The organism is Streptomyces sp. NPDC001204 (genome assembly GCF_053598035.1).
In genome coordinates this window covers 1-25,406 of sequence record NZ_JBSFJL010000056.1, presented here as the reverse complement: position 1 = coordinate 25,406, position 25,406 = coordinate 1, and the positions used below count along the sequence as shown (strand labels likewise).

At 68.5% G+C, this 25,406-nt stretch carries 22 protein-coding genes and 5 pseudogenes; 13 read left to right on the top strand and 14 right to left on the bottom strand.

What is annotated here, in order from left to right; genetic code table 11:
• Window positions 1–51 precede the first annotated feature (51 nt).
• From ACWC91_RS39980 to ACWC91_RS39970, 3 genes and pseudogenes are all read right to left on the bottom strand, one after another.
• Window positions 52–1,350 (bottom strand): DUF4241 domain-containing protein, encoded by a 1,299-nt coding sequence (locus ACWC91_RS39980; RefSeq protein WP_450642946.1) that lies wholly within the window; start codon window positions 1,348–1,350, stop codon window positions 52–54.
• A gap of 259 nt (window positions 1,351–1,609) precedes the next feature.
• Window positions 1,610–1,759 (bottom strand): annotated as a pseudogene (locus tag ACWC91_RS39975) (transposase); the annotation flags it as partial.
• Window positions 1,750–2,465: pseudogene (locus tag ACWC91_RS39970) on the bottom strand (IS110 family transposase); the annotation flags it as partial. The pseudogenes ACWC91_RS39975 and ACWC91_RS39970, both read right to left, overlap by 10 nt.
• A gap of 10 nt (window positions 2,466–2,475) precedes the next feature.
• On the opposite strand from ACWC91_RS39970, the pseudogene ACWC91_RS39965 reads away from it, so the two are divergent.
• A pseudogene (locus tag ACWC91_RS39965) lies at window positions 2,476–2,825 on the top strand (transposase); the annotation flags it as partial.
• On the opposite strand, the gene ACWC91_RS39960 reads toward ACWC91_RS39965, so the two are convergent.
• Window positions 2,788–3,381, bottom strand: a complete 594-nt coding sequence (locus ACWC91_RS39960; protein ID WP_450642942.1) for an SMI1/KNR4 family protein — start codon at window positions 3,379–3,381, stop codon at window positions 2,788–2,790. The pseudogene ACWC91_RS39965 and the gene ACWC91_RS39960 sit on opposite strands and share 38 nt — an antisense overlap.
• A gap of 78 nt (window positions 3,382–3,459) precedes the next feature.
• Between ACWC91_RS39960 and ACWC91_RS39955 the strand changes: the two are divergent.
• From ACWC91_RS39955 to ACWC91_RS39935, 5 genes and pseudogenes are all read left to right on the top strand, one after another.
• Window positions 3,460–3,708: pseudogene (locus ACWC91_RS39955) on the top strand (IS5/IS1182 family transposase); the annotation flags it as partial.
• Window positions 3,709–3,805: 97 nt separating this feature from the next.
• A complete protein-coding gene (locus tag ACWC91_RS39950; protein ID WP_225080949.1) occupies window positions 3,806–4,804 on the top strand; it encodes an RNA polymerase subunit sigma-70 in 999 nt (332 codons plus the stop codon).
• Window positions 4,805–4,809: 5 nt separating this feature from the next.
• Window positions 4,810–5,118 (top strand): hypothetical protein, encoded by a 309-nt coding sequence (locus tag ACWC91_RS39945; protein ID WP_450642940.1) that lies wholly within the window; start codon window positions 4,810–4,812, stop codon window positions 5,116–5,118.
• Window positions 5,102–5,557 carry a DUF6069 family protein gene (locus tag ACWC91_RS39940; RefSeq protein ID WP_450642939.1) on the top strand — a complete coding sequence of 152 codons (456 nt, stop codon included), beginning with the start codon at window positions 5,102–5,104 and terminating at the stop codon, window positions 5,555–5,557. The genes ACWC91_RS39945 and ACWC91_RS39940 overlap by 17 nt, the downstream gene beginning before the upstream one ends.
• Before the next feature lie 649 nt (window positions 5,558–6,206).
• Window positions 6,207–6,350 carry a hypothetical protein gene (locus tag ACWC91_RS39935; RefSeq protein ID WP_450642938.1) on the top strand — a complete coding sequence of 48 codons (144 nt, stop codon included), beginning with the start codon at window positions 6,207–6,209 and terminating at the stop codon, window positions 6,348–6,350.
• Between the two features lie 70 nt (window positions 6,351–6,420).
• Here ACWC91_RS39935 and ACWC91_RS39930 read toward each other — a convergent pair whose 3' ends face one another.
• Window positions 6,421–7,215 (bottom strand): carbon-nitrogen hydrolase family protein, encoded by a 795-nt coding sequence (locus ACWC91_RS39930; RefSeq protein ID WP_450642936.1) that lies wholly within the window; start codon window positions 7,213–7,215, stop codon window positions 6,421–6,423.
• A 10-nt stretch (window positions 7,216–7,225) separates the two neighbouring features.
• Window positions 7,226–7,984: an HpcH/HpaI aldolase family protein gene (locus ACWC91_RS39925; protein WP_225080953.1), complete on the bottom strand. Its 759-nt coding sequence runs from the start codon at window positions 7,982–7,984 to the stop codon at window positions 7,226–7,228.
• A 56-nt stretch (window positions 7,985–8,040) separates the two neighbouring features.
• Between ACWC91_RS39925 and ACWC91_RS39920 the strand changes: the two genes are divergently transcribed.
• Window positions 8,041–8,721 carry a GntR family transcriptional regulator gene (locus ACWC91_RS39920; protein WP_141365713.1) on the top strand — a complete coding sequence of 227 codons (681 nt, stop codon included), beginning with the start codon at window positions 8,041–8,043 and terminating at the stop codon, window positions 8,719–8,721.
• A gap of 27 nt (window positions 8,722–8,748) precedes the next feature.
• On the opposite strand, the gene ACWC91_RS39915 is transcribed toward ACWC91_RS39920, so the two are convergent.
• The 7 genes from ACWC91_RS39915 to ACWC91_RS39885 all read right to left on the bottom strand — a co-directional run bounded on the left by ACWC91_RS39915 (window position 8,749) and on the right by ACWC91_RS39885 (window position 16,627).
• Entirely contained in the window at window positions 8,749–10,431 is a 1,683-nt protein-coding gene (locus ACWC91_RS39915; RefSeq protein WP_450642935.1) for an ABC transporter ATP-binding protein, read from the bottom strand.
• Window positions 10,432–10,470: 39 nt separating this feature from the next.
• The gene (locus ACWC91_RS39910; protein ID WP_225080955.1) at window positions 10,471–11,274 is read right to left on the bottom strand and encodes a creatininase family protein; all 804 of its coding nucleotides are present in this window, start codon (window positions 11,272–11,274) and stop codon (window positions 10,471–10,473) included.
• Window positions 11,275–11,319: 45 nt separating this feature from the next.
• Window positions 11,320–12,213, bottom strand: coding sequence for an ABC transporter permease (locus tag ACWC91_RS39905; protein WP_225080956.1), 894 nt, complete (start codon window positions 12,211–12,213; stop codon window positions 11,320–11,322).
• Window positions 12,214–12,215: 2 nt separating this feature from the next.
• On the bottom strand, window positions 12,216–13,160 hold the full coding sequence (locus tag ACWC91_RS39900; protein WP_225080957.1) for an ABC transporter permease: 945 nt from the start codon (window positions 13,158–13,160) through the stop codon (window positions 12,216–12,218).
• Complete coding sequence (locus ACWC91_RS39895) at window positions 13,157–14,740, bottom strand: ABC transporter substrate-binding protein (protein WP_225080958.1); 1,584 nt, start codon at window positions 14,738–14,740, stop codon at window positions 13,157–13,159. The genes ACWC91_RS39900 and ACWC91_RS39895 overlap by 4 nt, the downstream gene beginning before the upstream one ends.
• A 969-nt stretch (window positions 14,741–15,709) precedes the next feature.
• The gene (locus ACWC91_RS39890; RefSeq protein WP_225080959.1) at window positions 15,710–15,859 is read right to left on the bottom strand and encodes a hypothetical protein; all 150 of its coding nucleotides are present in this window, start codon (window positions 15,857–15,859) and stop codon (window positions 15,710–15,712) included.
• A gap of 87 nt (window positions 15,860–15,946) precedes the next feature.
• Window positions 15,947–16,627, bottom strand: a complete 681-nt coding sequence (locus ACWC91_RS39885) for an ATP-binding protein (RefSeq protein WP_450642932.1) — start codon at window positions 16,625–16,627, stop codon at window positions 15,947–15,949.
• A gap of 469 nt (window positions 16,628–17,096) precedes the next feature.
• On the opposite strand from ACWC91_RS39885, the gene ACWC91_RS39880 reads away from it, so the two are divergent.
• The 6 genes and pseudogenes from ACWC91_RS39880 (at window position 17,097) to ACWC91_RS39855 (ending at window position 23,688) form a co-directional block, all read left to right on the top strand.
• Complete coding sequence (locus ACWC91_RS39880) at window positions 17,097–17,330, top strand: DUF6480 family protein (RefSeq protein WP_450642931.1); 234 nt, start codon at window positions 17,097–17,099, stop codon at window positions 17,328–17,330.
• Window positions 17,331–17,644: 314 nt separating this feature from the next.
• A pseudogene (gene istA, locus ACWC91_RS39875) lies at window positions 17,645–19,239 on the top strand (IS21 family transposase).
• Window positions 19,236–19,994 carry an IS21-like element helper ATPase IstB gene (istB, locus tag ACWC91_RS39870; RefSeq protein ID WP_450642929.1) on the top strand — a complete coding sequence of 253 codons (759 nt, stop codon included), beginning with the start codon at window positions 19,236–19,238 and terminating at the stop codon, window positions 19,992–19,994. The pseudogene istA and the gene istB overlap by 4 nt, the downstream one beginning before the upstream one ends.
• A gap of 342 nt (window positions 19,995–20,336) precedes the next feature.
• A complete protein-coding gene (locus ACWC91_RS39865; protein WP_450642928.1) occupies window positions 20,337–21,140 on the top strand; it encodes a class I SAM-dependent methyltransferase in 804 nt (267 codons plus the stop codon).
• Between the two features lie 285 nt (window positions 21,141–21,425).
• Entirely contained in the window at window positions 21,426–23,045 is a 1,620-nt protein-coding gene (locus tag ACWC91_RS39860) for an ISL3 family transposase (protein WP_450642926.1), read from the top strand.
• Between the two features lie 265 nt (window positions 23,046–23,310).
• Complete coding sequence (locus tag ACWC91_RS39855; protein WP_450642924.1) at window positions 23,311–23,688, top strand: ATP-binding protein; 378 nt, start codon at window positions 23,311–23,313, stop codon at window positions 23,686–23,688.
• A 41-nt stretch (window positions 23,689–23,729) separates the two neighbouring features.
• Here ACWC91_RS39855 and ACWC91_RS39850 read toward each other — a convergent pair whose 3' ends face one another.
• Window positions 23,730–24,716 (bottom strand): patatin-like phospholipase family protein, encoded by a 987-nt coding sequence (locus ACWC91_RS39850; protein ID WP_450642923.1) that lies wholly within the window; start codon window positions 24,714–24,716, stop codon window positions 23,730–23,732.
• Window positions 24,717–25,406: the final 690 nt, after the last annotated feature.

Genomic DNA, 25,406 nt, shown 5'->3' with positions numbered 1-25,406 from the left:
TCCCGCCCGGCGGTACGGGACGCCGGGTCCTAGGACTCCGCGTGAGTCGCGTCAGGCACCGGCGGTGGCTCCGCTCTCTGGGAGCAGCTCGGGCATCCCCTCCACCAGCACCACGACCCCGACCACTTCGCCGGCCTCGGAACGGCCGACCCAGACGGGATAGGTGCCGTCCCCCGTCGTCGCGAAGGCCGCCAGCTCGCCTCCGGAGGCCTGGTCCCGGGTGCGCAACAGGTACATGGAGTCGCTGATGACCTCGTACACGTCCGGGTCCAGGTCCGGGTCTCCCTGGATCAGCCCTTTCTCGAAGAGCGCCAGGAGCGGCTCCCAAGCCCCGGCATCGGCGAAGCAGCCGGTGGCACCGTCGGTGTCGAAGCCGAAGATCTCGTTCTCCCGGAGCAGGCGGGGGTCGTCGTCGGAGCGGCGGGCCATCTTCCAGGTCGCGGCGGGGCTCTCGCTGATGAGCACGCGGACGGCCATGGTGTCCGTACGCGTGACCTCGCTTCCCTCCCACTCGCAGTGGTAGGTGTGGCGGGCCTGCGCCTCCTCCAGTACGTACTCCCCCGGCGGGACGGGCACCGTGATGTGCGGCCCGTCGCCGTCGTCGCTGTCAGGGCCGGAGACGGCCAGCAGCCCGCTGGGCACGCGCAGGGATCCGGTCCGACGCGGCTCCACGACCGTCATCTCGGGGTGGTACCCGTCGGTCACGCGCACCCCGGGCCGGAACAGCTCACCGATCGGCCCGGGCTGCGCGGGTCGGGGCGGACGCCAGCAGGTGGCGGGCGCGAGCCCGCCACCGTCGCCGGCTGCCGCGGCCACCTCGGTGATCTCGAAGACCGGCGGCTCCTTGAACCCGTGGACCTGGGCCGAGAGCAGCGGCCACTCCCCGAAGACAGGCCGGTCCGTCCAGCGCTCGTCGTCGCGGACCCTGGGCACGGTGACGTACGAGCCCCCGCCCTTGCCGTGGGACTCCTCCGTCCGCCGGCCCCTCCCGTCAGGGAAGAGCTCCACGGTGATGCGCGGACACGCCTCGTCGAATTCCGCCATCTCCGGGCCGATGTAGTTCCAGCCGACGGTGCACCGGCGCAGCAACCGCACCGGGTCGTCCAGCAGCCGCATGTCCAGGTCGTAGGTACGGCGACCCTGAGTGTCGTAGACCCACAGCCCGACATAGTGATCCCGCCAGGAGACGAGTCGGACCTCCAGCGGAGCCTCCCGGCCCGCCTCCCGGTACACCACCACGTACGGAAGCCCGGCGGTGTCCCGCTCACGGGCCTCCCCCACGGATATCGGCCGCCAGGCCACGCGGGCCTCCAGGTCCCACGCCTGCGCGTACCCCACCTCGACCACCATTGCCGCTCCCCTGTTCCCGCTCGCGTACGTGCTGGGCTGCAACGTAACCGCCGCCTGTGACATCGGCCCTGCCGGGTCCGGGCCCGGGCCCAGACGGTCTCCCCCAAGGCAGGCCGTACGGCCGCCGTCGGCTTGCCCACGCCTACGGCCCGCGAGGCATCCGGTCAGCACTGGCATGCCGCGCCGGCACCCGGCCAAACAGCGTCGCCTGCGTCGGCTGCGTCGGCGGGCTGCGGGGACGGAAGAAGGTGTCGGCGGGCACGGACTTGGCGAGCCGGGTGCGCCCGAGGCCGGACACCGCGAGGTCTTCCACGTACACCGCTTGGTTGTCGCGAATAATCTGTGTGGATGTCTTGTGGTGCCAGTCCCGGCGCCGGTCCGCCACCTTGGCGTGCTGGCGAGCGACTTCTCGATCAGGGCGGGTTGGCGGAGCCAGGTCCGGCGGAACACCTCAAGGAGCCGGTCGGTTTATGCCTCGATGCGTCGCTGGCGTCCGGCCCGGGTGACGGCAGACCGCAGCCGGTTGCGGGTCAGCCGGGCGGCCTCGGCCGGGCTGGGCGCGATCGCCAGGATCGCGCGGGCCTCCCGGGCCAGCAGCCACTCTCGCTTGCCGGTGAATGCATCGAGGATGGCCGTGTAGTACTCGCGCAGGTGTGAGCGGAGCCGGTTGTGGGCGCGGGTGCGTTCCCAGACCGCGTCCTGCTGGGCTCTGGCGAGGACGGCGATCGCCTTGGCCAAGTCGGTGTCGCTCGGCAGTGGACGGTGCAGTGAGGCGTCGGTCCGCAGGATGTTGGCCAGGACGACGGCGTCATGGTGGTCGGACTTCTTGCGGGCGACCGCGTGCCGGTCGCGAAATCGGGCGACGGCCAGGGGATTGATCGCGTAGACCCGGCGTCCGGAAGCTCGCAGGCCACCAGGAGGCCCCGGGAGGTCTCGATCGCGACCGGGATCGGATCGTCCGGGCTGTCACCATGCTCGGCGAGGAGTCGTAACAAGTCCTGGAAGCCGATCGCGTCGTCGCTGATCCTGAGCTTGCCCAGTAGCCGGGCGTCGGAGTCGACCACCGCCACATCGTGGTGGTCCTCGGCCCAGTCGATTCCGCAGGTTGCGTGCATCACCCGCCTCCACGACAGTCAGGCCCTGGAACCACTGGTGCGCGCCATCCCGCCCATTCGATCCCGTCGGGGGCCGCGTCGGTGCCGACCCGCCAAGCTCGACACAAGGGCTACGACTACGACCACCTGCGGCGATGGTTGCGAGGGCGTGGCATTGTCCCGCGGATCGCCCGTCGCGGCGTCGAGTCCTCCCAGCGCCTGGGCCGCCACCGCTGGGTCGTCGAGCGCACGATCTCCTGGCTCGCGGGATGCCGACGCCTGCACCGACGCTACGAACGCAGGGCTGAGCACTTCCTCGCCTTCGCCGGCTTTGCTGCGGCTCTCATCTGCTACCGCCGCCTCGTTGACCGACCCAGGTGATCTCAGGTCGGACTGTCGGCAGCGACCAGGGCTCCAGGACACCGCTCACCAGATCGGCGAGGAACTGAACCGCCCCACCGGTGTAGTGCCACCACGCGCCACTGCGCGAGGCGACGGTGACCATCCATTCCTGCGGCCCGGCGCGGCTGGTGGTCCACAAGAAGAAGTCCCCCTGGTTGGAGGAGGACCAGGGAAGCAGGCCGCCCGGCGCGGGGTACGGATGTATCGGGACGGCCAAGTCAGCGTCTTCGCACCACTCGGCGATGATTTCCAAGTCATCGGTATCTTCAGCCCAGGCCACTTCGGCGCCCGGCACCGGGCCGGCAACAAGCATGAAGTCACTCAGCTCGAACGCCGGGTAGAGCTCACAGAGGAGCTTGTAGTCAGCGGGCAGAGCCGTTCCCAACACGCTCTCCAGCCGTAGCCAGTCGATACCCGCCGGTGTCGGCAGACGGTGGGCCACAAGACCGGGCAGCACCCGCTCGAGTTCCGCGACCGACTCAGCGGGGTCGGTCAAACGGCAGCCTGGGACCTGCGTACCAACGAGATCGTCCACGCGAACAGACTGTCACAGCAGCACCCCACCCTCACGCTCGCCCCGGCACGGACACCAAAAGAAACGGCGTCTTAGGCGTATCAAGGCGCCGGCGGTTCCGTGCGTATCCCGTTCAAGCGGCACCGCTACTGACCGAAGCTGTCGCGCCGGCAGAAGGCCGTGAACAAGGCCCACGTCCGGATCCGCTGCCGCGGCGAGCGCGCCGTCGCCACCCTCAAGGCCCGGAAAATCCTGACCAAGCTGCGCTGTGGCCCCTCCCGGACGACCGCAATGGTGCAGGCCGTCCTCGTTCTCCACCACGTCGAAAAGCCGACCTACCAAGGATGAGAAGCGCTCAGCCATGCCGACCGACCCTGGTGATGAGTTTTCACGCCCGCACCCGTCACACCTACGACGGGACACGGCTAGGCGGAAGGATGACGTGATGAGTGCGGACACGCGGCTGGAGGAGCTGGGTGTGAGCGGGCTGGGCGAGGTCGACGAGCCGGCGTTCTCGGGGCTGGCGGAGCGGCACCGGCGGGAGCTGCATGTGCACTGCTACCGGATGCTCGGGTCGTTCGAGGACGCCGAGGACACCGTGCAGGAAACGTTCCTCCGTGCCTGGCGGCGACGGGAGACCTTCGAGGGGCGGTCGACGTTCCGGGCCTGGCTGTACCGGATCGCCACCAACGCCTGCCTGGACCTGCTCGCCAAGTGCCGCCCGGAGCCTGCGACCGGCGGCGAGGTGCTGTGGCTGCAGCCCTACCCGGACCGGCTGCTCGACGAGCTGCCCGCGGGCGACGCGGACGAGCCGGAGACCGTCGCCCTCGCGCGGGAGACGATCGAGCTGGCGTACCTGGTCGCAGTCCAGCACCTCGCGCCGCGGCCGCGGGCCGTGCTGATCCTGCGGGACGTGCTCGGCTGGCCGGCGAAGGACGTCGCGGAGCTCCTCGGGGACTCCGTCAACTCCGTGAACAGCGCGCTGCAGCGGGCCCGCGCCGGCATGCGGGAGCACCTGCCCGCCGAGCGGCAGGACTGGACCGGCGGCGAACAGGACGCCGGGACGCGCGAGCTGGTGCGCCGCTATACCGACGCCAGCGTGGCCACGGACGTCGACAGGCTCGCCGCACTGCTGCGGAACGACGTCCGGTGCTCGATGCCGCCCACGCCGGGCCTGCACGTCGGCCGCGACGCGGTGGTGAACGACTGGGTCGAGAGCGGCTTCGAGGGCATGAAGGGCCTGCGTGCCGTCCTCACCTCCGTGAATCGGCAGCCCGCCGTCGCCTTCTACCTCTGGCGGAAGCGGGAGGGCGCATACCTGCCGCTGACGATCGACGTCCTGCGCGTCACCGGCGGGGCGATCACCGAGATCGTCACGTTCCACGACGACCAGTTCCCGCGGCTCGGGCTGCCGGAGCGCCTGCCGGCGGACGGCACGGAGTAGTCCCGGTGTGGACGCTCACGCTCCGCGGTGGCGCGCGTGTCACGGTGGTCGCGGCGGAATGGCGCGACGCGTTCGGCGTCGTCACCCGCGGGCGGGTGCAGCTGGAGCGGCGCGGCGGCGAGCCTGGGCCGGTTCTCGGACGCGGCGCCGGGTTCTGGCTCCGCGGCACCGGCGTCCGCGCCCTGCGGAACCCCGGCTGTCGCGCGGCGAGGGTGCGCATCGTCACCCCCAAGGCCAGGACCTTCACATGCCAGTCAACACACCCGTACGCCAGTTACCGAATGATGGAGGAACGGCATGAACGGCATGAATGACACCGGGGTCGTCGCAGGCCCGGCACCGGGCCAGACCAGCCATACCCACCGACTCCGCAGGCTCGTCGGCACCGGCTTCATTGCCACGCTCGCAGCGATGGTGGCCACCACCCTCGCCGCTGCGCTGGCCCAGGCCGTTGGCGTCGACTTCGAGGTCCCCGATGGTGGCGAGACGATCCCGTTGTCGGGGTTCGCCGTGGTGACCGGCTTCTTCTCGGTCGTGGGCATCGTCATGGCCGTCACTCTTCTTCGTTGGAGCGCTCGCCCCGCCAAGCGATTCGTGTGGACGGCACTGTCGCTGACCGCGATCTCGTTGGTCCCGCCCCTCGTCTCCGGGGCAAACACCGCCACCACCACCGCCCTCCTCGGGCTACACCTCGTCCCTGCGACGGTGATGATCCCCACCCTGGCGCGGAGCCTTCGCACCCGGACCGATTGACGTTCCCGCAACGGGACAACGCGCGGCGCAAGGGCGTACGCGAGTGCCCCAACGTGGCCCCCTGGTACTGCCACCCTCCCTTCCAGGTGCCTTTTCTTGGTCAATTCGAAAGCTGAGCCGCGTGTGCGAAGAAGCACAGGGCACATTGCGGGCTGAAGACCAAACGCCAAACCCTTCTGTCGGGACGCACCCGGGCTTCGGTGGTCAGACCGACGGAGAAGTCTCCGCAGCCACAGCTGCGGCACCATTGCGGCAGCAGGCGGGGTGCGCGGCTGGCATCTCCACAGTCCATGGCTGCGGCACCATTGCGGCGCGGCCGCTGTGAAGCAGGCCATGGGCAAGCCGGCGCGTCTCCGCAGCCCACGAGTGCGGGGCCTCCCCCTGTCGCCGACGCAAGGTCTTGCACTGCCCCTCGACAAGACCAGCGGCGCCGGGCCACCGGCAGCGCTCGGGTTCGCCCACTCCCCCGCCTCCAGTGGCAGAAGGGGCGCGACCAGGTCGCCAGCGGCAGCCGATGCCGTCGGCCCGGGTCGGCAGCGTTCGGTGGGCTCCGCCGTGCGGGCGGTGGGTCGGTCCGTGACCGGGGCTGTGTGCAAGCGGTAGTCCGGCGGCGGCCGTGCATGGTGCGGGGTTCGGTGGCGTCCACTCTGTGCGTGGCGGCGAGGACGGCGTTCACGATCCGCTCATCCGGGCCGACCTCGTGGTGGCGATCTCGCAGGACCAGGGCAACGTTGAGGGGCGCTTCCGCAAGCAGGTGACGACGGTGGAAGACGCCGTCGCGTTCAGGGGCTGACTGGCAGTCCGTGGCGGAGTCCGGGTGACTCCGCCACAGACTGCCGGCTGGCCCGGGTCCGTCCGGCCCCTCAGTCGAAGACGACCCGGAACCTCCGGTTCGCCAGGCTGGGGTTCTTGGCGCGAACGGCCTCCACGCGCGCCGCGTCGACGACGGCGGACGCCACTCCGGGAGCCTCGCCCGCTGATGCCGCCACGTGGCCCATCGGGTCCACGATGAGGCTCTGGCCCGTGCAGTTGGGGCCGGTCTGACCGCAGGCCAGGACGTAGGCGGTGTTCTCGATCGCCCGGGCGCGGACCAGCGTGGTCCAGTGGTCCTCCTTGGCCGGGCCGACCACCCAGGCGGCGGGGACGACCAGGGCCGTGGCACCCGCGTCGATCAGGAACCGGGCCATCTCCGGGAACCGGAGGTCGTAGCAGGTCATGACGCCGAAGGTGATCCCCTCCAGGGTGAAGAGCAAGGGCGAGGGCGTATGGGCCTGGACGCGGTCCGACTCGCGGTACCCGAAGGCGTCGTAGAGGTGGACCTTGCGGTACAGCCCGAGAGGATCGCCCTTCTGGTCCACCGCGAGGACGGTGTTGCTGGGCCGTTCGCCCTGGGCTGCCGGTGCCTCGGTCATGCCCGCCACGACGGCGATGCCGTGCCGCCTGGCCAGCGTGCCGATCGCGGTGGCGAACGGGCCGTCGATCTGCTCGGTGTGCTGGACGATGTCCGCCTCGGGGTCGGGGTTGGAGTACATGGCGTTCTCGGGCAGTACGACGAGCTGCGATCCCTGGGCGGCCGCCTGACCGATCAGGGCTGCGGCGGCCTCCAGGTTGGCGGCCTTGTCCGTGGTGGCGTTGAACTGGCCGACGGTGGTGAGCATGGTCTGTCTCCTAGCGGTGCTGGTCGAGGGCGGCGGTGAGTTCGGCGGTCTCGGCGAGGGCCGCCCCGAAGCCGGCCATGAGGGCGCCGTGCTCCATGGTGAGGACCAGCTGGTCGGCCCCATGCGTCAGCGCGAACTCCTTCTCCGCCGCGGACCAGGCCGGCAGCACCCATGGTTTGCCGGCGGCGCGGGCCGCGTCCGCCACCAGCTGGAGGTCGGAGAAGTCGTCCGCGGAGCGGGTGTAGGCGCCTCGCTCACGACGCATGGAGAGGTCGCTGGGGCCGACGAAGACACCGTCGACGGTGGGGAGCGCCAGGATGTCCTTGATCTCGTCGATGGCGCCGGCGTCCTCGATCATCGGGTACACCCGGGTCTCGCGGTCCTGCCGCGCGATCCAGTCGTCGTCGAAACCGCCGTACCGCGCGGTGCGGCCGCCGGCGAAGCTCCGGTCGCCCAGGGGCGGGAACTTGGCGAAGGCGCAGACTGTGGCGGCGTGCGCGGCGTTCTCGACGTGGGGGATGACGACCGCGGTGGCGCCGAAGTCGAGAGCCTGCTGGATCGGTCCGCGTTCCGGTCCCAGCACCTTCGCCAGCACATCGAGGTTCAGCTGTCGGAGAAACGGGATGAAGCGTTCGAGATCGGCGAGATCGAAGGAGCCGTGCTCGATGTCCAACACCGCCGCGCCGTAGCCGAGCTGGGCGACGATCTCGGCTGCGGCGAAACTCGGGCCGGACAGCCAGGCGGCGTATCTGCGGTTTTGATCAGGCACTGCGGGACTCCCTCGGAATTCTGGTATACATTGGGTATACATGACAAAGGGGCGAGATGAACGGGTCATTCGACGAAAGCCGGCCTGTGACGGCCGGTGAACGGGCCTACCAGTGGGCAAAGGAGGCGATCCTCAGCGGACGGTTCCCCGAGGGGTCGTTCCTGGAGGAGAAGGTGGTCTCCGACGAGGCAGGGGTGTCGCGGACACCAGTGCGCGAGGCCCTCCACCGGTTGGCGGCGGAGAAGTTCATCGACCTGCTCCCCCGGCGTGGCGCCCAGGTGCGGAGAGTGACGGCCGGGGAGCTTTTCGAGACCTACGAGATGCGGCAGGTCCTGGAGATCCACGGCTTCAGGATTCTCTGTGAAAAGCACATCGAGATTCCGGCCGAACTCTCCGAGCATCTGGACCTGATGGAGGATCCGGACCGTTTGGCGCGGTGCCGGGCCGGGGATCGCGACGCCATCGCCGAACACGCGAAGATGGATTTCTTCTTCCACTATTCTTTTGTGAAGGCGACTGGGAACAGCGTCCTGATCGACCTCTACACGAGCCTTCAGCCGAGGCATCAGCGGATCGGGGTCAGAGCCGTGTCGGTCCGCCCCAAGCGGCTGACGGTCATCGGTCCGGAGCACCGAGCGCTGCTGGAGGCGCTGACCGTGCACGACTTCGACGCTGCCGAGCGCACACTGCGCCGCCATCTGCAGCCGGACGAGAGGGTGGTCTCGCACTTGCACTGACCTGCGGCCCCGGTGGGCGATGGCGCGTCACCTCGCCATCGCCTGCCAGAGTCTGCGGCGCTCGGCCTGCTCCGAGGGGTCGGGCACCGGCGCGGCCGCCACCAGCCTGCGCGTGTAGTCGGTTTGCGGGCTGTTCAGCACCTCGCGGGCGGGGCCCTGCTCGACCAGCCGCCCGTGCTGCAGTACGGCGACCTCGTGGGCCAGCAGCTCGACGACGCCCAGGTCGTGGCTGATGAACAGGCAGGAGAAGCCGAGCCTGTCCTGCAGTTCCTGGAACAGCCGTAGCACGGTGGCCTGGACGGAGACGTCGAGGGCGGAGGTCGGCTCGTCGGCGATGAGCAGCTCCGGCTCGAGGGCCAGTGCGCGGGCTATGCCGACCCGCTGCCGCTGGCCGCCGGAGAGCTCGTGCGGGAACCTGTCGGTCCAGCCGGTGGGCAGCTCGACCTGGTCGAGGAGGTCCAGCACACGCCTGCGGATGGCGGGGCGGTCCGCGAAGCGGTTGACGATCATTGGGGCGGCGATGGAGTCCCCGATCGACAGCCGGGGGTTCAGCGAGGATCCCGGGTCCTGGAAGACCATCGAGTACGTTCTGCGGAAGTCCCGCAGCGCGCGGCCCTTGAGGTGCGTCACCTCGGTACCGCAGATCTCCACCGAGCCGGCCGAGGCCCGCGCCAGGCCGACGATCGCCCGGCCGATGGTGGATTTGCCCGAGCCTGACTCCCCCACGAGGCCGAGGACTCTGCCCTTTTCGATGGCGAGGCTCACGCCGTGCACGGCCTTGAAGCCCTTGCGGCCCAGCCGTCCGGGATATTCGACTTCCAGGTCGGTGACCCGGAGCGTCGCCGTCCCACCGGGGCCGGTGCCGGTGGCGGTGCCGGCCGTGGTCGGTTCCGTTCGCCCGCCGGCCTGCCGTCGCGGCACCGCGGCGAGCAGTTTGCGCGTGTACTCGTGCTGCGGATCGGAGAAGAGCCGGGCGACCGGGGCCTCTTCGACGACCTCGCCCCGACGCATGACCACCACTCGGTCGGCGAGGTCGGCGACAACCCCCATGTCATGGGTGATGATGACGACCGCCGAATTGAGGTCCTTCTGCAGGCGGCGGAGGAGTTCGAGGATCTCCGCCTGCACCGTGACGTCGAGTGCCGTGGTCGGCTCGTCGGCGATGATGACCTCCGGCGAGCCGGAGACGGCCATGGCGATCATTGCGCGCTGGCGCTGCCCGCCGGAGAGCTGGTGCGGATAGCTGTCGATGCGGCGCTCCGGCTCGGGGATGCCGACCGTCGTCAGCAGCTCCAGCGTTCGCGTCCGGGCCTCGGCGGCCGGCAAGGGCTCGTGGCACTGGATCGCCTCGATGATCTGTTCGCCGATGGTGTAGACGGGGTTGAGTGCCGTCATCGGCTCCTGGAAGATCATCGCGATCCGCTTGCCCCGGATGGCCCGCAGGGCCTCGGCATCGAGATCGAGCAGCTCGGTGCCGTCGAACTGAATGCTTCCGCGGCGCCGGGATTCCGGCCCCAGCAGACCGAGCACGGACATCGAGCTGACGGACTTGCCGGAACCCGACTCCCCGACCAGCGCGACCACCTCGCCCTTGGCCACGGAGAAGCTGACGTGCTTGACGGCGGGTGTCCAGGCACCGGCGATCCGGAAGTCCACCGAGAGCCCCTCGACCGAGAGGATCGGGGCGGAAGAAGTCGTACCGGTTGTCATGGCGTCTCCTCAGACGGTCACACAGGACGGAGCAGGGGGCTACTTGGCCGAGGTGTTCCGGTCGTACTCCCGCAGGTAGGCGGAGCAGAACCCGACCACCCGCTCGATCCAGATCTCGCCGGTCTTCGCGCTGCCCAGGCTCACGTCGCCGGTGCACCCGGTCGGGCTGACCTCGGAGAAGTCCCACAGGACGGTGCCGCGGACGTCATAGCCGGGGATTGCCGCCTCGTTGTAGCTGGTCGGTGTCCAGCCGTCGGCGGACTCCAGGCCGCCGGCGACGGCGAGGCCGCTCTGCACCTGGTCGGGGAAGAGCGCGAGCATCGCGGAGTGCTCGGGCTCCGCCCCGTGGCCGTACGCCGTCGCCGGGTCCTCGTACACGTCCCGCATGAGCGCATAGCCCAGTTGCCAGGGGTAGAGATGCCCGATCAGGACCCCGAAGTCGCGCCGCGCGTCAAGGCTCGCACCAGTGACCGGCCCGACGTTGCCGCCGTTGTTATCGATGATGACGATGCGTCGGAAGCCGGACTGGACCAGCGCCTCGATGAGTTCGTAGGTGACCGTGCGCAGCGTCGCCTGGCTCAGCGACAGGTTGCCGGGGTAACCGCGGAAGGTGCCGGAGTGCCCGTAGTGGAGCGCAGGTGCGACATAGCAGTTGTTGTCCTTGGCCAGCCGGTCGGCCACCCACTCGGCGACGATGGAGTCCTCATGGATCGGCAGGTGCGGCCCGTGCTGCTCGACCGCGCCTATGGGCAGCAGGATGATCGGGTCCTGTTCGGCCAGTTGCTTCACCTGGGTCCAGGAGAGTTCGCCGAGCCGGTGGGTGGTGGGGAGGGCCGCGGTCATGTGATTCCTTTCGATATGGGTGCCGCCGTCGGGGAGCCCGTGTGGTCAGGAACTCCTGCCGCGACGGCGCGGGTCGAGCAGGTCGCGCATGCCGTCGCCGAAGACGTTGAGCGCGAGGACGACGAGGATGATCAGTGCGGAGGGGTAGACCAGCAGGGTGGGCTGGACCTCGAGGAAGTCGCGTCCGGAGCCGACCATCGTGCCCAGGGACGGCAGTGGCGGCTGCGCCCCGAGGCCGAGGAAGCTGAGGCCGGCCTCCATTTGGATGGCGAAGCTCACCGAGAGGCTGAGCTGCACGATCACGGGGGCGGCGACATTCGGCAGAATCGTCCGGAGGGCGATGACGGCCGGTCGCGTGCCCATGATCTCCGAGGCCTCGACGTATTCCACGTGCCTGATCGCGAGCACTTGGCTGTAGACGATCCTGGTGAACCGGGGGATGTAGAGCACGCCGATCACCAGTACCACGTTGACCAGCGCCGGGCCGAGCACCGCCACCACCGCGATCGCCAGCACGATCGGCGGGAAGCTGAGCAGGATGTCGATGCCGCGCATGATGACGACCGAGATCCGGCGGCCGGCGTATCCGGCCACCAGCCCCAGCGCCACGCCCAGCACCGCGGCCACCAAAACGGCCGACAGTGCCACTTCCAGGGAGGTGCGCAGACCGATGAGCAGTCGGGAGAGGACGTCGCGGCCGAAGTCGTCGATGCCCAGGACCCCGCCCGAGGAGAGCGGTTTGCCGACGATGTCGCGGTAGTCGTGCGGGGCGATCAGCGGTGCGAAAACGGCGAGGAGAGCGACCAGCAGCAGGAAGGCGCCTGCCACGGAGGTCCTGCGGTTCGCCACCATCCTTCTGAGAAAGGACTTCTGGCCGCTACCGCCGCTCGTGGGTGCATCTGGCGGGGCCTGCACCAGGGGTTGCGGAACAGTGGTCATGATCAGTTGTCCTCCGCCCGGGGGTCGAGGGCCCTGACCACCAGGTCTCCGACCAGGTTGACCAGGATGACGATGGTCGCGACGGCCAGCACCACGGCCTGTATGACGGGGTAGTCGCGCTGTCCCACGGCGGCCATCAGCAGCGAACTCATGCCGGGCCAGCCGAAGATGGTCTCCACCAGGACCGTGCTGCCGATGAGCGTGGTCAGCTCGACCGTGGTCGCGGAGACCACGGGCAGCATGGCGGTGCGCAGGGCGTGGCGGTTGATCACGCGCCGTTCGACCAGCCCCTTGGAGCGAGCGGTGCGGACGTAGTCCGCAGTGAGCGTCTCGAGCATGGCCGCCCTGGTCATTCTGGTGATCACGGCGCACGACGCCGCGGTCAGCGTGATCACCGGCAGGATCAGCGTCTGCAGATGCGTGAGGGGGTCCTCCAGCGGCGAGGTGAACCGGCGCGGCGGCAGGATGGGGAGGAGGAACGCGAAGACAAGCAGCAGCAGCGTGCCGACGACGAAGACAGGGAGGGAGATCCCGAAGATCGACCCTGCGACCAGCGCGTGGTCCGCCGGCCGGTCGGCACGGGTGGCGGCCAGCCGGCCAAGGGCGATGCCGAGCACGAGCGAGACGGCCAGGGCGATGAGGACCAGTTCGAGGGAGTTGCCGATCCGGGACGGCAGATCCTGCATCACCTCCCGGCCACTGATCAGGGAAGTGCCCAGGTCGCCCTGGAAGAGTCGCCCCCAGAACCCGAGGAACTGCTTCATGAAGGGCTCGTCGAGGTGCATCGCCTGCCGGGTCTGGGCAACCTGCTCCTCCGTGGCGGAGTCGCCGAGGGCGGCCCTGGCGGGATCGCCGGGTATGAGCCGGACGAGGAAGAAGACGATGCTGCCGACAACGAACAACTGCACGGCCGCCTGGGCGAACCGTCTGAATAGGAAACGCCTCACGCTGCCTTCTCCATCCAGGTCCGACGGAGGGCCACGGCGGTCCACGCACCTTTCGGTGGGTGTTGGTAGCCCTTGACGTAGTGGTAGTGGGCCTCGCCCTGCTCACGGCGGACTGTGTAGGTCATCGGGACCAGCTCCAGCGCCCGCCGCTCCGCTTCCAGGTAGATCTCGTCCCGCAGGCCGGGGTCGGCCGTCTGCCGCCCCTGGGCGAGGAGTTCGTCGATCCGGTCGTCCTGGAAGTCGAGGTTCATCGCGAAGGCGCCGGTGCCGCCGATGAAGTCGGCGAGGGAGGCGGGATCGCCGAACTTCGGTGCCGTCCCCCACGAGTGGACCGGGAACGTCTTGGCGGCCACGCTGGCCCGGAAGGTCAGCCACTCCTGCTGGGTGAGTTCCACCTTCAGGCCGGCCGCGCGCAGCCCGGGCAGCATGGCCTGCGCCGGCCGAGCGATCACCGAGTACGAACTGGTGGTGACGACCGGCAGCGCGAGGCCCTCGTGCCCCGCCTGCTTGAGCAGGAACCTCGCCTGCTCCGGGTCATACGGCATCGTGCCGTCGAGTTGCCGTGCATAGCGGGCGAAGGAGTCGGACATGAGCGCCCCGTCCATGGGCTGTCCGTGCCCCAGCAGCGCGGTATCGAGGACTGACGGCCGGTTGATCGAGAGGGCGATCGCCTTGCGGACTCGTACGTCGTTGAAGGGCGGCTTGCTGGTCACGAACCCGACGAAGCCGAAGCCGAAGGTCCGGTCGGAGGCGAACTGCAACCGGGGGTTGCGGGTGATGACACCGACGTGGGTGGCCGGCACGTAGTCGATCATGTCTACGGTGGCCGTGCGCAGCGCTGTCACCCGGGCGTAGTCGTCGCCCATGGGCTGGAAGACGATCCCGTTGAGATACGGCAGTTCGGGCTCGAAGTAGTGCTCGAACCGGACGAAGGTGGTGCTCACGCCCGGGATGCGCTCCACGAACCGGAACGGGCCGGTGCCCATCATCTGGGTCTTGGTGTTGGCGCCGGACTCGATCCAGCGCTTCGAGACGACGTTGGACGTCGGTGCCGCCAGGGCGAACGGGAAGGCCACGTCGGGCTGCCTCAGGCGGAACACCACCGTGGTGGCGTCGGCCGCCTCGACGGATTCCACCGCATCGAGCAGCTGACCGGAGGTAGCCGCGGTCTCCTTGTCCATCATCCGGCGGAAGGAGAAGACCACGTCCTCGGCGGTCATCGCCGACCCGTCGTGGAAGGCCACCTTCGGCCGCAGCCTGACCTTGTACGTCAGCCGGTCGGCCCAGCCGAACTCGGACGCGAGGTCGGCGACGATCTCCCCCGCGCCGTCGAACTGGACCAGGCCGTTGTAGACGAGCTGCCGCAGATAGTCGGAGGCGCTGCCGGTAGAGACATGCGGATCCAGGTTGGCCGGGTCGGTGGAAAGCCCGAAGTGGAGCACCCCGCCCCGGCTCGGACCGCCGGCCCCCGGCCGGACGGCCTCCATGGATTTGGGCAGAGTCGCCGGATTGCCGCAGGCGGCCAAGGTGGCGGCCCCCAACGCGGCGGCGCCTCCCATGAGGAAGCTCCGCCTGTTCATCACTCCCATGACATCTCCACCCGCCAGGCCCAGAAACGGACCGTTCCGAACGAGGATTCACCGCGTATGGCGCATGTATACACGGGGTCCACGTGAGGGTCAACGGGTTGCACCGCACAGCTGTCCGACGGTTTCCCGCCACAGGGGCAAGCTCAATTCCGGCCCAGCGAACCGGGGAGGCGCATGTCCGACTCGACCAGACCCCCACCCAGGTCGACCTCACGCAGGTCAAGCTGCACGCGCCGCCACTCTCGGGGAGCACCACAGCAACACGGCCGGGAGATCGCTGCACGAATAGTCATCTCCGCGCACACCGTCGAGCCGCACGTCTCCCCGCCGCCGCCCAAGCTGCAACTGCAGGATCCGCAGGCGCTCGCCCTGCACGCGGTCCGAGTCCACCCACGCCGAGGAGGCACCCTCTTCACCCGCCCCCGGCACCGTTCATCAGCCGGGTGCAGAAGCGTGGGGAGCTGGCCGAGGCGGGAAGGTGCGGTCAGTCCCGGAAGTGGCCGGCCAAGCCGCGTCAGCACACGGGGCGGGCTGGGCTGATGGACGCGCAGCGCGAACTCCCGGACGCGATCCGCGTCACGCCGCTGCCACCAGAGCAGAAGGCGCCCGCCAAGCCGTCCAAGACGGCCTATGGGCCCTTCGAACGGGGCGTTGCAGCCCTGGCACAGAGCAAGACTCGCACCGGCTCCGTGACGGTCCCACGGAGGGACGTATAGGCGCTGCCGGACACGACCGAGGTCAAGCTCGGGACGTTCCTGTCGAACAGCAGGAGCAGGCGCGCCGAACTCGGCCCCGACAAGCTCCAGGCGCTGGCCGGCCTCGGCGGGAGTGGGCAGCGGCGTAGCCGCTTCGGAGGCTGCGCAAAGGTCCGTGCCGGACACAGTCGACACGGGACCTTTCCGAATCCCGCTGTGTCACCCGTAGCTGCTTGCGAACTCGGGGGTGGTGATCCCGGACGTCTCACTCTTCGCGATCGGGGAGGTCGGCCCCCTCGTGGGATTCCTCAAGAGCGGACGCCGATGACGGGGGAAACAAGAGGTTCTCGAAGGCATCCAGCCCGAACAGCATGAGCAGGAGCATCACCGGCAGGAGCAGAACTATCACGACCACGGCCCCTCCCGATGAAGCAGTGATCACAGGAACGCGGCGGCAGCAACTCTCGGTCCAGGCTGGACCGAATGGGTGAACATCGCGCGCTCAACGCGAGAACGTGTAGGCCGTTCGGGTGACATGACTCAGGACACTGGTGACCGGCCACGTCCACGGCCGGACCATCGGCCAGCTCAAGCGCAGCCACGGTGCACTTGTCCACCCGGTAGAGCCAGCCGCCGATATCTGGCAGGCAGGGGCATCGTTGAGCAGGCCATCGCGCGCACGAAGATCCGCCCCTCGCGGATACGCGAACACGGTAAGGGCCCAAAGCAACTCCTCCCGACTTAAGGCCCTCACCCATGTCAGCCACACCGCCTGATCAGGCGTGGACGGGTCTGCGGCCGACGCCGGCACTGCCATGGTCGGGGTGAGTCGGTCGCGGGCGCAGACTGGAGTGGGCCAAGGCCTGACGGTACGACGACCTCGGAGATCGGTCGGTCGCAGCTGGCCGACGGTGCTGCCTGCGGGGCCGTCGGCCGGCGGTGATGCGCTTGACCAGCTCACGGCGGGCTGGGCCGTGAAGCCTTCGCTGACGGCCAGGACGATCTCCAGTCCGTGCCGGCCGACCCGGCCGGGATCGGCTGCTCGAGCGGTCGGCAGCGTCGGTTCGCTGTCCCAGACGGTGACGCCGACCGCGCCACCGGTGGCTTCCAGGGTCAGCATGCATGGGCCGGGTGCGTATTTGGGGGCGTTGGTCACCAGCTCGCTGACGAGCAGTTGCACCATGCCCATGGTCTGGCCGGAGACGGGAAGGCCGTGCAGGGCTTGCGCGCCAAACTCACCACCGACAAGCGCGCCGCGCTGGGTGGAGTGGGCAGCGGCGTAGAGGCCTTCACACAGGTCCGCAGATCGTGCGTCGAGCAGGGAATCACATTTCCCTTCCGAAGGCCTCTGGGTCTATAGATCCGGTTCGCACGGGTAGGCACTAAGTAGGCGCCGAATCGGAAGCCACTCGGACCGAAGGACCATCCGCCAAGGCACTCGACGAGCAAGCCGCGACGAATTCTCTTCTCACGGCGCAGCGCGGCTCTTCGTGTCCGCACCCGGCACTTTCCGGAGGCCACCACGTTTGTTTCGCATAGATACTTTCTTTCTGTGAGGAGTTTGGCCCTGAGGCACTCTGGAACGCGCTCGTCTCGGAGTTCGCCCAGGTGAGGCGAGGAGGGCAGGGGCCTGGCTTCCGGCGGAGGAGGACATGATGGCTGGAATCCATGAAGAGCTGCCGGACGAAGGCCTCTCCCTTCCGGGGGACACCCAGATGGCTGCCGGCGCCACACCGCCCGCTGAGTCAGGCGTTTCCGAACTCGGCCCCTCACAGGAAGCCCCACGGAGGAACTGGCGCCCGACACCTCTGACACCCGTCCTGGCCGTGTTTGTCCTGGTTCTGCTTCTGGTGGTGGCGCTGGCGATCTTCACAGCCGTGGGGTGAGACCAGTGGTCACCGGACGTGGTGGCGTGCTGGACGCTCGTGGACGGCTGACGGGGCGCCGCGTCGGCCGAGGGGCACGTTCTCTCTCCGCCCAGCAAGCCAAGGTGGGCTGCGGCCGTTGTCGACGATCAAGTTTTGCCCCAGGTTGGGCGGTTTGAGCGTCATGTAATTCCCCATCCCGAATTCTCCTAATTGGCCATGTGTAGCGCGGAGGTCGGGATCGAGGGACCTGGTCGTCGCGGAGCTGGTCAAGTTCCTCGTCTCGTGGTTCGGATGGCCGATGGGCAGCCCGGATGGCGAGGAGAACGTTCGTCGTGGTCGACATCACCGAGATCTACGTCCACTGGTACGCGGGCCGCTCGAAGAGCGAGCTGGCTGCGTCGCTGGGGGTGGACCGCAAGACGGTCAGGAAGTACCTGGCGCCGGCGGAAGCGTCCGGGATCAGCCCGGGCGGCCCGCCGATGAGCGAGTCCGACTGGTCGAAGCTGATCAAGGAGTGGTTCCCGGGGCTCATCGACAGAAGGCGCAGGTGACCTGGCCGGACATCGACAAGCACTGCGACTACATCAAGAGCCTGCTCGGGACGGTGACCGTCTCGACGAACCACCAGCGCCTGCGTGACGAACACAAACTGCAGGTGTCGATCTCCTCGTTCCGTCGATGGGTGCACGCGACACTTCCGGACGAGGTGGCGAAGTCGCAGGTCACAGTGTTGCGCGACGACATCGAGCCCGGTTCGGAGGCTCAGATCGACTACGGCTTCCTCGGGCCGTAAATCGATCCGCGGACCGGGAAACGCCACCGGGTTTGGGCGTTCGTGATGGTGCTGCCGTGCTCGCGGCACATGTTTGTCCGGCCGGTGCTGCACCTGGACCAGCACGCGTGGACGGAAGCGCACGTCGCGGCCTTCCGCTACTTCGGCGGCGTCCCGCGCCGGCTCGTCCCGGACAACCTCAAGACCGGCGTCGACAAGCCCGACCTCTACGACCCGAAGATCAACAAGGCGTATGCCGAACTCGCAACGCACTACGGAGCGTTGGTCGATCCGGCCCGGGCGGCGAAGCCGAAGGACAAGCCGCGGGTCGAGCGGCCGATGCCCTATGTCCGCGACTCGTTCTGGCGAGGCCGGGAGTTCACCTCGATCGAGCACATGCAGGCCGAGGCCGTGACCTGGAGCCAGCAGGTCGCCGGGCGGCGGAAGTGCCGGCCGCTGGGCGGGGCCGCCCCGATGACCGTGTTCGACGCGTTGGAGGCGGCCGAACTGCTGCCTCTGCCGCCGACTCCGTTCGTGCTGGCCCGCTGGTCGACGGCCACGGTCGGCCCGGACATCCACATCAAGGTCGGCCGCACCCTCTACTCGGTTCCGTGGAAGCTGATCGGCCGCCGCGTCGACGTCCGCTCGACCGCCACGATGGTCCAGGTCTTCCACGACGGCCAGCTCGTCAAGACCCACGCAGCCCTTGACCAGGGCAAACGCACCGACAAGAGCGACTATCCGCCAGAGAAGATCGCCTTTCAGATGCGGACGCCGGTCTGGTGCCGCAGCCAGGCGTCCGAGGTCGGCGACGCCTGCCGCGAAGTCGTCGACCAGCTGCTGGAGGTCAACGTCCTCTATAGGCTCCACGCTGCCCAGGGGGTCCTCGGGCTGCGGAAGAAGTACGGCGACACACGTCTGGAGGCCGCCTGCGCGAGGGCCATCGCGGTTGGCGACCCGTCCTACCGCACCATCAAGGGCATCCTCATCGCTGGCACCGAAACCGACCCCGAGCCCGGGACCAGCGGCGATGCCGGGGCCGCGGCCTTCCTGCACGGCCCCGCCCGGCTCTTCGCCACCGTCGCGACCCCCGACGCGACGGATGACGACCACGACGACCAGGTGCACGACGAAGCCGAGGTGGAAGCCCGATGACCGTGATGGACGCCGCCCTGCGGGAGTCACTCAAGACCCTGCGACTGTCCGGCATGCTGGAGACCCTCGACGCTCGCCTCGCCCAGGCCCACGGAGGCGAGCTCGGCCACCTCGACTTCCTCCAGGTCCTCTGCCAGGACGAGATCACCCGCCGCGAGACCGTTGCCTTCCAACGGCGCCTGCAGCGCGCCAAGTTCGAGCAGCAGGTCACCCTGGAGGAGTTCGACTTCACCGCCTCCTCGAAACTGCCCGCCGCCCAGATCCGCGACCTGGGAGCCCTGCGCTGGCTCCACGCCGGCGAATCGGTCATCCTCTTCGGCCCCGTCGGCGTCGGCAAAACCCACATCGCCCAGGCCCTCGGCCACCTCGCCGTCCGCCAGGGCGCCCACGTCCGCTTCGCCAAGACCAGCCGCATCCTCGCCGACCTCGCCGGCGGCCACGCGGACCGCACATGGGAGAAACGCGTCCGCGAACTCGTGCGCCCCGACGTCCTCATCCTCGACGACTTCGCCATGCGCCAGCTGTCCGCGGCCCAGGCCGACGACCTCTACGAACTCGTCTCCGAGCGGCAGGGACGGTCTCTGATCATCACCAGCAACAGGGCGCCCAGCGACTGGTATCCCCTCTTCCCCAACCCCGTCGTCGCCGAGTCCCTCCTGGACCGGCTCATCAACACCAGCCATCAGGTGATCATGAACGGGCCTAGCTACCGCCCGAACAAACGGCCCAGGAACCCCACCGACAAGACCAAATAGGAAAAACCGGTGGACGTCGTCGGGATACGTGGCAGTAGAGGCGGTCGCTGGCGGCCCTTCATCCGGACGCGGCGTTTCGGCAATCAGTTTGGATGGCTGTACCTAAAGCGCTCAGCAGTGAACGCGCGCTTGCCGGCCGCGGTCCCCATCGTGGCCGATGGGGCGCCGGTGGAGTGGGGACCTGCGTCGGTGCGGCGTGTCGCGGTTTCCCACGAAATCCGGTGGAGTCTCAGCGGCCGGAAGTGGTTGGGTCCTGCTCAATGCTTCGCTGACACGGCCCGGCACAGTGCGAGGCGCAAGGTCCGAATCGCAGGCGCGGTCTAGCCCGCGTGCCGTCGAGTGATGGAGGTTATCGCGGTGGCTGGTTATGGGGCACTTTCCGACGTATACGAGTGGCTGATCGGGGACGACAGGTTAACCCCTGCCAAGGCAGCCGCGGTTTACTACAGCGATGTCGTGGGCTCTCTGCCGCCCAACGCACGCGTCCTCGACTGCGCGTGTGGAACCGGCCAGCTCGCCGTCGGTCTCGCGAGCCTTGGCCTTGACGTGGTCGCCGCAGACGCCAGCAATGGGATGGTTCGCCGGACCGAGAAGGCCGCCGACGAGCAGGGTGTCTCGCTTCGAGCCCTCCGCGCGAGCTGGGACGAGCTGCCCGACCACCTGGAGGACTCCACGTTCGATCTGGTGTTCTGCGTCGGCAACTCGCTCGGGCACGCTGAGGGCACAGCCGGGCGCCTGACCGCACTGGAAGCGATGTCGCGGCTGCTGAATCCGGGCGGACGCCTCGTGCTCACGTCACGCAACTGGGACCTCGTGCGCTCCGCCGGCTCACGGGTAGACGTCCGCGATCGACTCATCCGCCGCAACGACCGCGATGCGGTCGTCAGCTACTACTGGCAGATCGAGCAGCACTGGGAGCAGGAACACTTCCTCGAGATCGTGGTCGCCCAGATCGAGCCGGATGGGGCAGTGCGAGCCTGCTCGGAGCGGTTGTCCATCTGGCCCTACCGGTACGAGGACCTCGTGGCGCAGTTGCGGAGCGTTGGGCTCACGGTGCAGTCCACCACCTTCGACCCCGAGAGCGATGGATACCTGGTGGTCGCCAGCCGTGACCAGGCGCGAGGCACGTCTGAGCCGGCGCGCTAATCCGCCTTTCGTCACCGTCGTTGCCGACCTGCCAGCTCGCGACCGCCTGCAGCGCTTCGCGAAGTGTTCAGCGCTTGAAGCGGTTGCTGCGGGTGCGGTCCTCACCTTGCATCTGACCTGTTCAAGCTGAGGTTGGAAACAGCTCACCGTCAGCTCACGTCAGTAGCTGGGGAATTACGTGAACTTCCGCCTGGGGAATTTCGGGCTCTGGCGCTGATCTTGTGACGCTGTCGGTGTCAGTGGCGTCTGTGATCGTGACTCGCGTGTTCTTCGCGGAGTTTCGAGGTGTTGTTCCCTCATCTGGCTGATGTCGTAGTGGAGTTGGTTGAGCAGGCTTCGGCCGGGGTGGTCACGATGCATGCGCGGGCGCGCTCGGCGGGTGCGGACTGTCCGCATTGCGGTAGTGCGTCGGACCGGGTGCACGGCCGATACCTGCGACGGCTCGCGGATGCCGCGGTCGGTGGCGCCGGCGTGGTGATCGAGCTGCTGGTGCGTCGGTTCAAGTGTCCGAACCACGCGTGCCGGGCGGTGACGTTCGCCGAGCAGATCGCGGGGCTGACGAGCCCGCATGCCCGCTACACGCCGCTGGTTCGCGAGCAGCTGACCTCGATCGCTCTCGCGCTGGCCGGCCGCGCGGGAGCCCGCCTGGCCGGGGTGCTGGGCCTGCGCGTTGCCAAGGACACCCTGTTACGTCTGATCCGCGCTATGCCGGAAGCACCCATCGGAAAGATCCGCGTGCTCGGGGTCGACGATTTCGCCCTACGGAAGGGCGACTCGTACGCCACCATCCTGGTGGACCTGGAGACACGGCGACCGGTAGACGTGCTACCCGGCCGGCATGCCGAACCGCTGGCCGCATGGCTGAAGGGCCATCCGGAAGTAGAGATCATTTGCCGGGACCGGGCCGGAGCTTATGCCGAAGGCGCCCGCACCGGCGCCCCTCAAGCCGTCCAAGTCGCCGACGCGTGGCATCTATGGCACAACCTCGGCGAGGCCGTCGAAAAGACTGTCTCCGCCCACCACGCCTGCGTCCGGACCGCGTTCGAGAAAACCGTACCGGCCGCCCCGCCGACCAGCGACGACATGTGGCTGACGCCACCGGCACCGGCACCGGCACCGGCACCGGCTGCCGCGATGCTCGACGTCTGCGGACGAGAACGCCGACTGGTGACCCGGACCAGGGAACGCTACACCGCCGTGCGACAGCTCCTCGACGACGGCAGCACGCTGGAGGAGATCTGCCGGACACTGCAGCTGGACCGGTCCACCGTGCGTCGCTTCGGCCGAGGTACCAGCATCGAAGAACTGCTGGTCAAAGCGACGAACCGCTCCACCATCCTGGACGAGTACAAGCCCTACCTCCACCAGCGGTGGAACGAGGGCTGCCACAACAGTGCCCAGCTCCACCAGGAGATCGCCGACTTGGGCTTCGCCGGAAGCATCCAGACCGTCCGCCGCTACCTCCGCCCGTTCAAGGCCACCACCGCCGCGCCACCTGCGCGTCGCCCGGCTCCACGGCCCCGCCGCATCGTCCGCTGGATCATGACCGACCCCGGAAACCTGACAGCCGATGATGCCACCGATCTCAAGGAGATCCGGACCAGATGCCCCGAACTCGACGCCGTCACCCACCACGTCCGTGACTTCGCCACCATGATGCGCGACCTGCGGGGCGACCAGCTGCCCGCTTGGATGGAGCGCGCCCTCGCCGACGACCTGCCCGCCCTGCACTCCCTGATCAACGGACTGAGCCGCGACATCGACGCCGTCACTGCTGGGCTCTCCACGCCCTGGAGCTCCGGCCAGGTCGAAGGGCAGGTCACAAGAACGAAACTACTCAAGAGGCAAGGATTTGGACGAGCCAATCTCGACCTCCTCCGCAAGCGCGTACTCCTCACGCCCTGACCCGCTTGCGTCACAAGATCAGCGCCAGAGCCGAATTTCGCGATCGTCCACAGCCGTGAAGCCGCGCGAGCTGCGGCCGGTACGGCTGCGCGTGCAGCGGGTACGCGAACAATGCCGGCTTTTACAGTCGTGGCCGGGGATGGGTCAGCGTGATCAGGAGGCTTGGCCTGAATCCCTGGCGGCCGGGTCTCTTCACGCGGTGCCGCCTTGTGGGCTTGATCCGCTTTGACGGACATCGGAGATCAGGGGCTTCGGCCCCGGAAGGATGATGTCCATCGTCTCCACGCAGACGGCTCTCGCGGAGTGGGAAGTTGCGCCAGGTTCCGCTCTGGTGGACGCAGTACTGCTGGTCATCAGCGAGTTGGTCACGAACGTGGTGAGGCACACTGGTGATCGCTCTCCCAGCGCACAAGTCGTTATTGCGGTGGGTGCCGATCACGTGGTGGTGGGTGTCGCGGACCGTGACCCGCACATTCCACCCACAACGCGCGCGGACGCGGGAGAAGGGCTACGCACGATTGTCGACCTCGCCAAGCTGTACGAAGGCGGAGTGACCGTTGCTCCCGTTGAACACGGAGGCAAGATCATCCTCGCTAGCTTCCGGTGCCCCGAAGTCCTCGCCTCGCACCATGCATCGCTGTGATCCGCGCCAGTTCCTCTGTCAGTTCCCGCTGGCGTCTCGGCTCAGCCGAGAACCGTGCGGGGAGGGGTGGGCAGTGTTCCCGGGTGAATGAGGGCCTCTCTTTGTGGTGCGCCGGGCTCGGCGCGTCGATCGAGGGCAAGCCAACGACGCGTCGTGTCCGTGGCCGCGCGGATGAGGTACTCGGTCTGCCGGAAGTCCATGGGGAGGATTTCGACCGGGCACGGCGACGGCAGCACATGCAGCCGGACCTGGGCGCTTGCCACCCTGATGGAGGCGGCCATGCGTTGTTCCTCCAGCAGGTTGTAGGCGTGGATGGCCATGGCCAGCACGGTGGACGGAGCGGTGGACAGGTGGCACGCCATGCCCGGTGCCAGGACGTACACCTCGTCCGCGCCGAGTTCGAGGGCGTGGTCGAGCGTGGTCCGGTTGGCCACGGCTCCGTCGATGAGCTGCCGCCCGTCGATCTCCACAGGTGGGTAGAACCCCGGGACGGCGATGCTGGCCAGCAGCGCGGGTACCACGGGACCGCCGGTAAGGAGCACCGCTTGTCCATCACCCGTATCCGTGGCAAGTATCTTCAGGTCGCTTCTTGCGTCCTCGATCCGCTGCAGCGGCAGCGCGTCGTCGAGCAAGGTCCGGAAGCGGCGATTACTGAAGACGTGGTTTGTCCTGCCGGCTGCTGCCCGGCCGATCAGGAGAGGGTTGATCGGGAAGACGTAGTTGAAAAAGCCGAGCGAAGCGGCCGGACCCCGCATTCTGCGTCCGGCGAGGCGGCCGAGCAGTCCCTGCAGCATCTCCGGTACCTCGAGGGGGTACACGTCGTGTTCCCCGATCCGCCGCCACAGTTCCGTGAGTTTCTCCACCCCGCACGTATCGGGCCGGGCGGCGTAGCACGCCGCGTTCAAGGCACCCACCGAGGCACCGACGACCAGGTCTGCACGAATGCCGCAGTCGGTCAGGGCGCGCAGCATTCCCACCTGAGCGGCTCCGAGGCTGCCGCCACCGGACAGAGCGAACGCGGTGGTCATCTGCTCCTCCCTTGGCCTGGCTGGCCGGCCCCTTAAGTCCAGCGTGCCACGCCCCACCCGCGGCACGACTCGGCTCCAGCGGGCCCGGCACCGGTGCTGCCGTCCCTGCCGCGAGTCCTTCGGAGCAGGCGGGCAGAGTTGGCGAGGATGCCCGGATCGGGGACGGACTGGGCGGCGGCCAGCACCATCGACAGGATGTCGTAAGCGGCAGCGGACAGGCCGACGGCTTTGTGGTGAGGGCGGCGCACGCATCGTCGCAGCCGCACGCGTCAGCAACTGGTACGTCGGCCGGCAGCGGAAGCAGCCCCTGGTTGCGGTCCGGCAGCGCGGCCGCCGTCCTTGGCGCGGTCGATCGGTCCATGGAACGTCTCCCCAGTGGGGCTCGGGCACGGGATGCCCGCTGTCCTCCACTCGTACGTCAGAACTTGGAGCCGACTCCAGAATCGAGCGAATCCTGGTCCTGGCGGACTTCCTCCACGCCTACAACCACCACCGCTGCCACACCGCACTCGGCGGCCAGCCACCCATCAGCCGCGTGAACAACGCTGCGGGTCAATGAACACCTAGCGCCGAGCGAGGGCCAGCAGGTCCGGTGAGTGCGTTGTGGCAAACCGGATCTCGTTCGAAGCCCGCGGTGCGGGTGATCATTCGGACAGAGATGCCGGTGCGGTCGTGGGCATAGAGAAACGG

Bases quoted from the DNA above. Each gene is read 5' to 3' on its own strand.
- ACWC91_RS39895 (WP_225080958.1), bottom strand. From the start codon at position 14,740: ATGAACAGGCGGAGCTTCCTCATGGGAGGCGCCGCCGCGTTGGGGGCC.
- ACWC91_RS39940 (WP_450642939.1), top strand. From the start codon at position 5,102: ATGAACGGCATGAATGACACCGGGGTCGTCGCAGGCCCGGCACCGGGC.
- ACWC91_RS39880 (WP_450642931.1), top strand. From the start codon at position 17,097: ATGATGGCTGGAATCCATGAAGAGCTGCCGGACGAAGGCCTCTCCCTT.
- ACWC91_RS39950 (WP_225080949.1), top strand. From the start codon at position 3,806: ATGAGTGCGGACACGCGGCTGGAGGAGCTGGGTGTGAGCGGGCTGGGC.
- ACWC91_RS39915 (WP_450642935.1), bottom strand. From the start codon at position 10,431: ATGACAACCGGTACGACTTCTTCCGCCCCGATCCTCTCGGTCGAGGGG.
- ACWC91_RS39980 (WP_450642946.1), bottom strand. From the start codon at position 1,350: ATGGTGGTCGAGGTGGGGTACGCGCAGGCGTGGGACCTGGAGGCCCGC.
- ACWC91_RS39920 (WP_141365713.1), top strand. From the start codon at position 8,041: ATGAACGGGTCATTCGACGAAAGCCGGCCTGTGACGGCCGGTGAACGG.
- ACWC91_RS39865 (WP_450642928.1), top strand. From the start codon at position 20,337: ATGGAGGTTATCGCGGTGGCTGGTTATGGGGCACTTTCCGACGTATAC.
- ACWC91_RS39855 (WP_450642924.1), top strand. From the start codon at position 23,311: ATGATGTCCATCGTCTCCACGCAGACGGCTCTCGCGGAGTGGGAAGTT.
- istB (WP_450642929.1), top strand. From the start codon at position 19,236: ATGACCGTGATGGACGCCGCCCTGCGGGAGTCACTCAAGACCCTGCGA.
- ACWC91_RS39905 (WP_225080956.1), bottom strand. From the start codon at position 12,213: ATGACCACTGTTCCGCAACCCCTGGTGCAGGCCCCGCCAGATGCACCC.
- ACWC91_RS39850 (WP_450642923.1), bottom strand. From the start codon at position 24,716: ATGACCACCGCGTTCGCTCTGTCCGGTGGCGGCAGCCTCGGAGCCGCT.
- ACWC91_RS39885 (WP_450642932.1), bottom strand. From the start codon at position 16,627: ATGGTGCAACTGCTCGTCAGCGAGCTGGTGACCAACGCCCCCAAATAC.
- ACWC91_RS39910 (WP_225080955.1), bottom strand. From the start codon at position 11,274: ATGACCGCGGCCCTCCCCACCACCCACCGGCTCGGCGAACTCTCCTGG.
- ACWC91_RS39930 (WP_450642936.1), bottom strand. From the start codon at position 7,215: ATGCTCACCACCGTCGGCCAGTTCAACGCCACCACGGACAAGGCCGCC.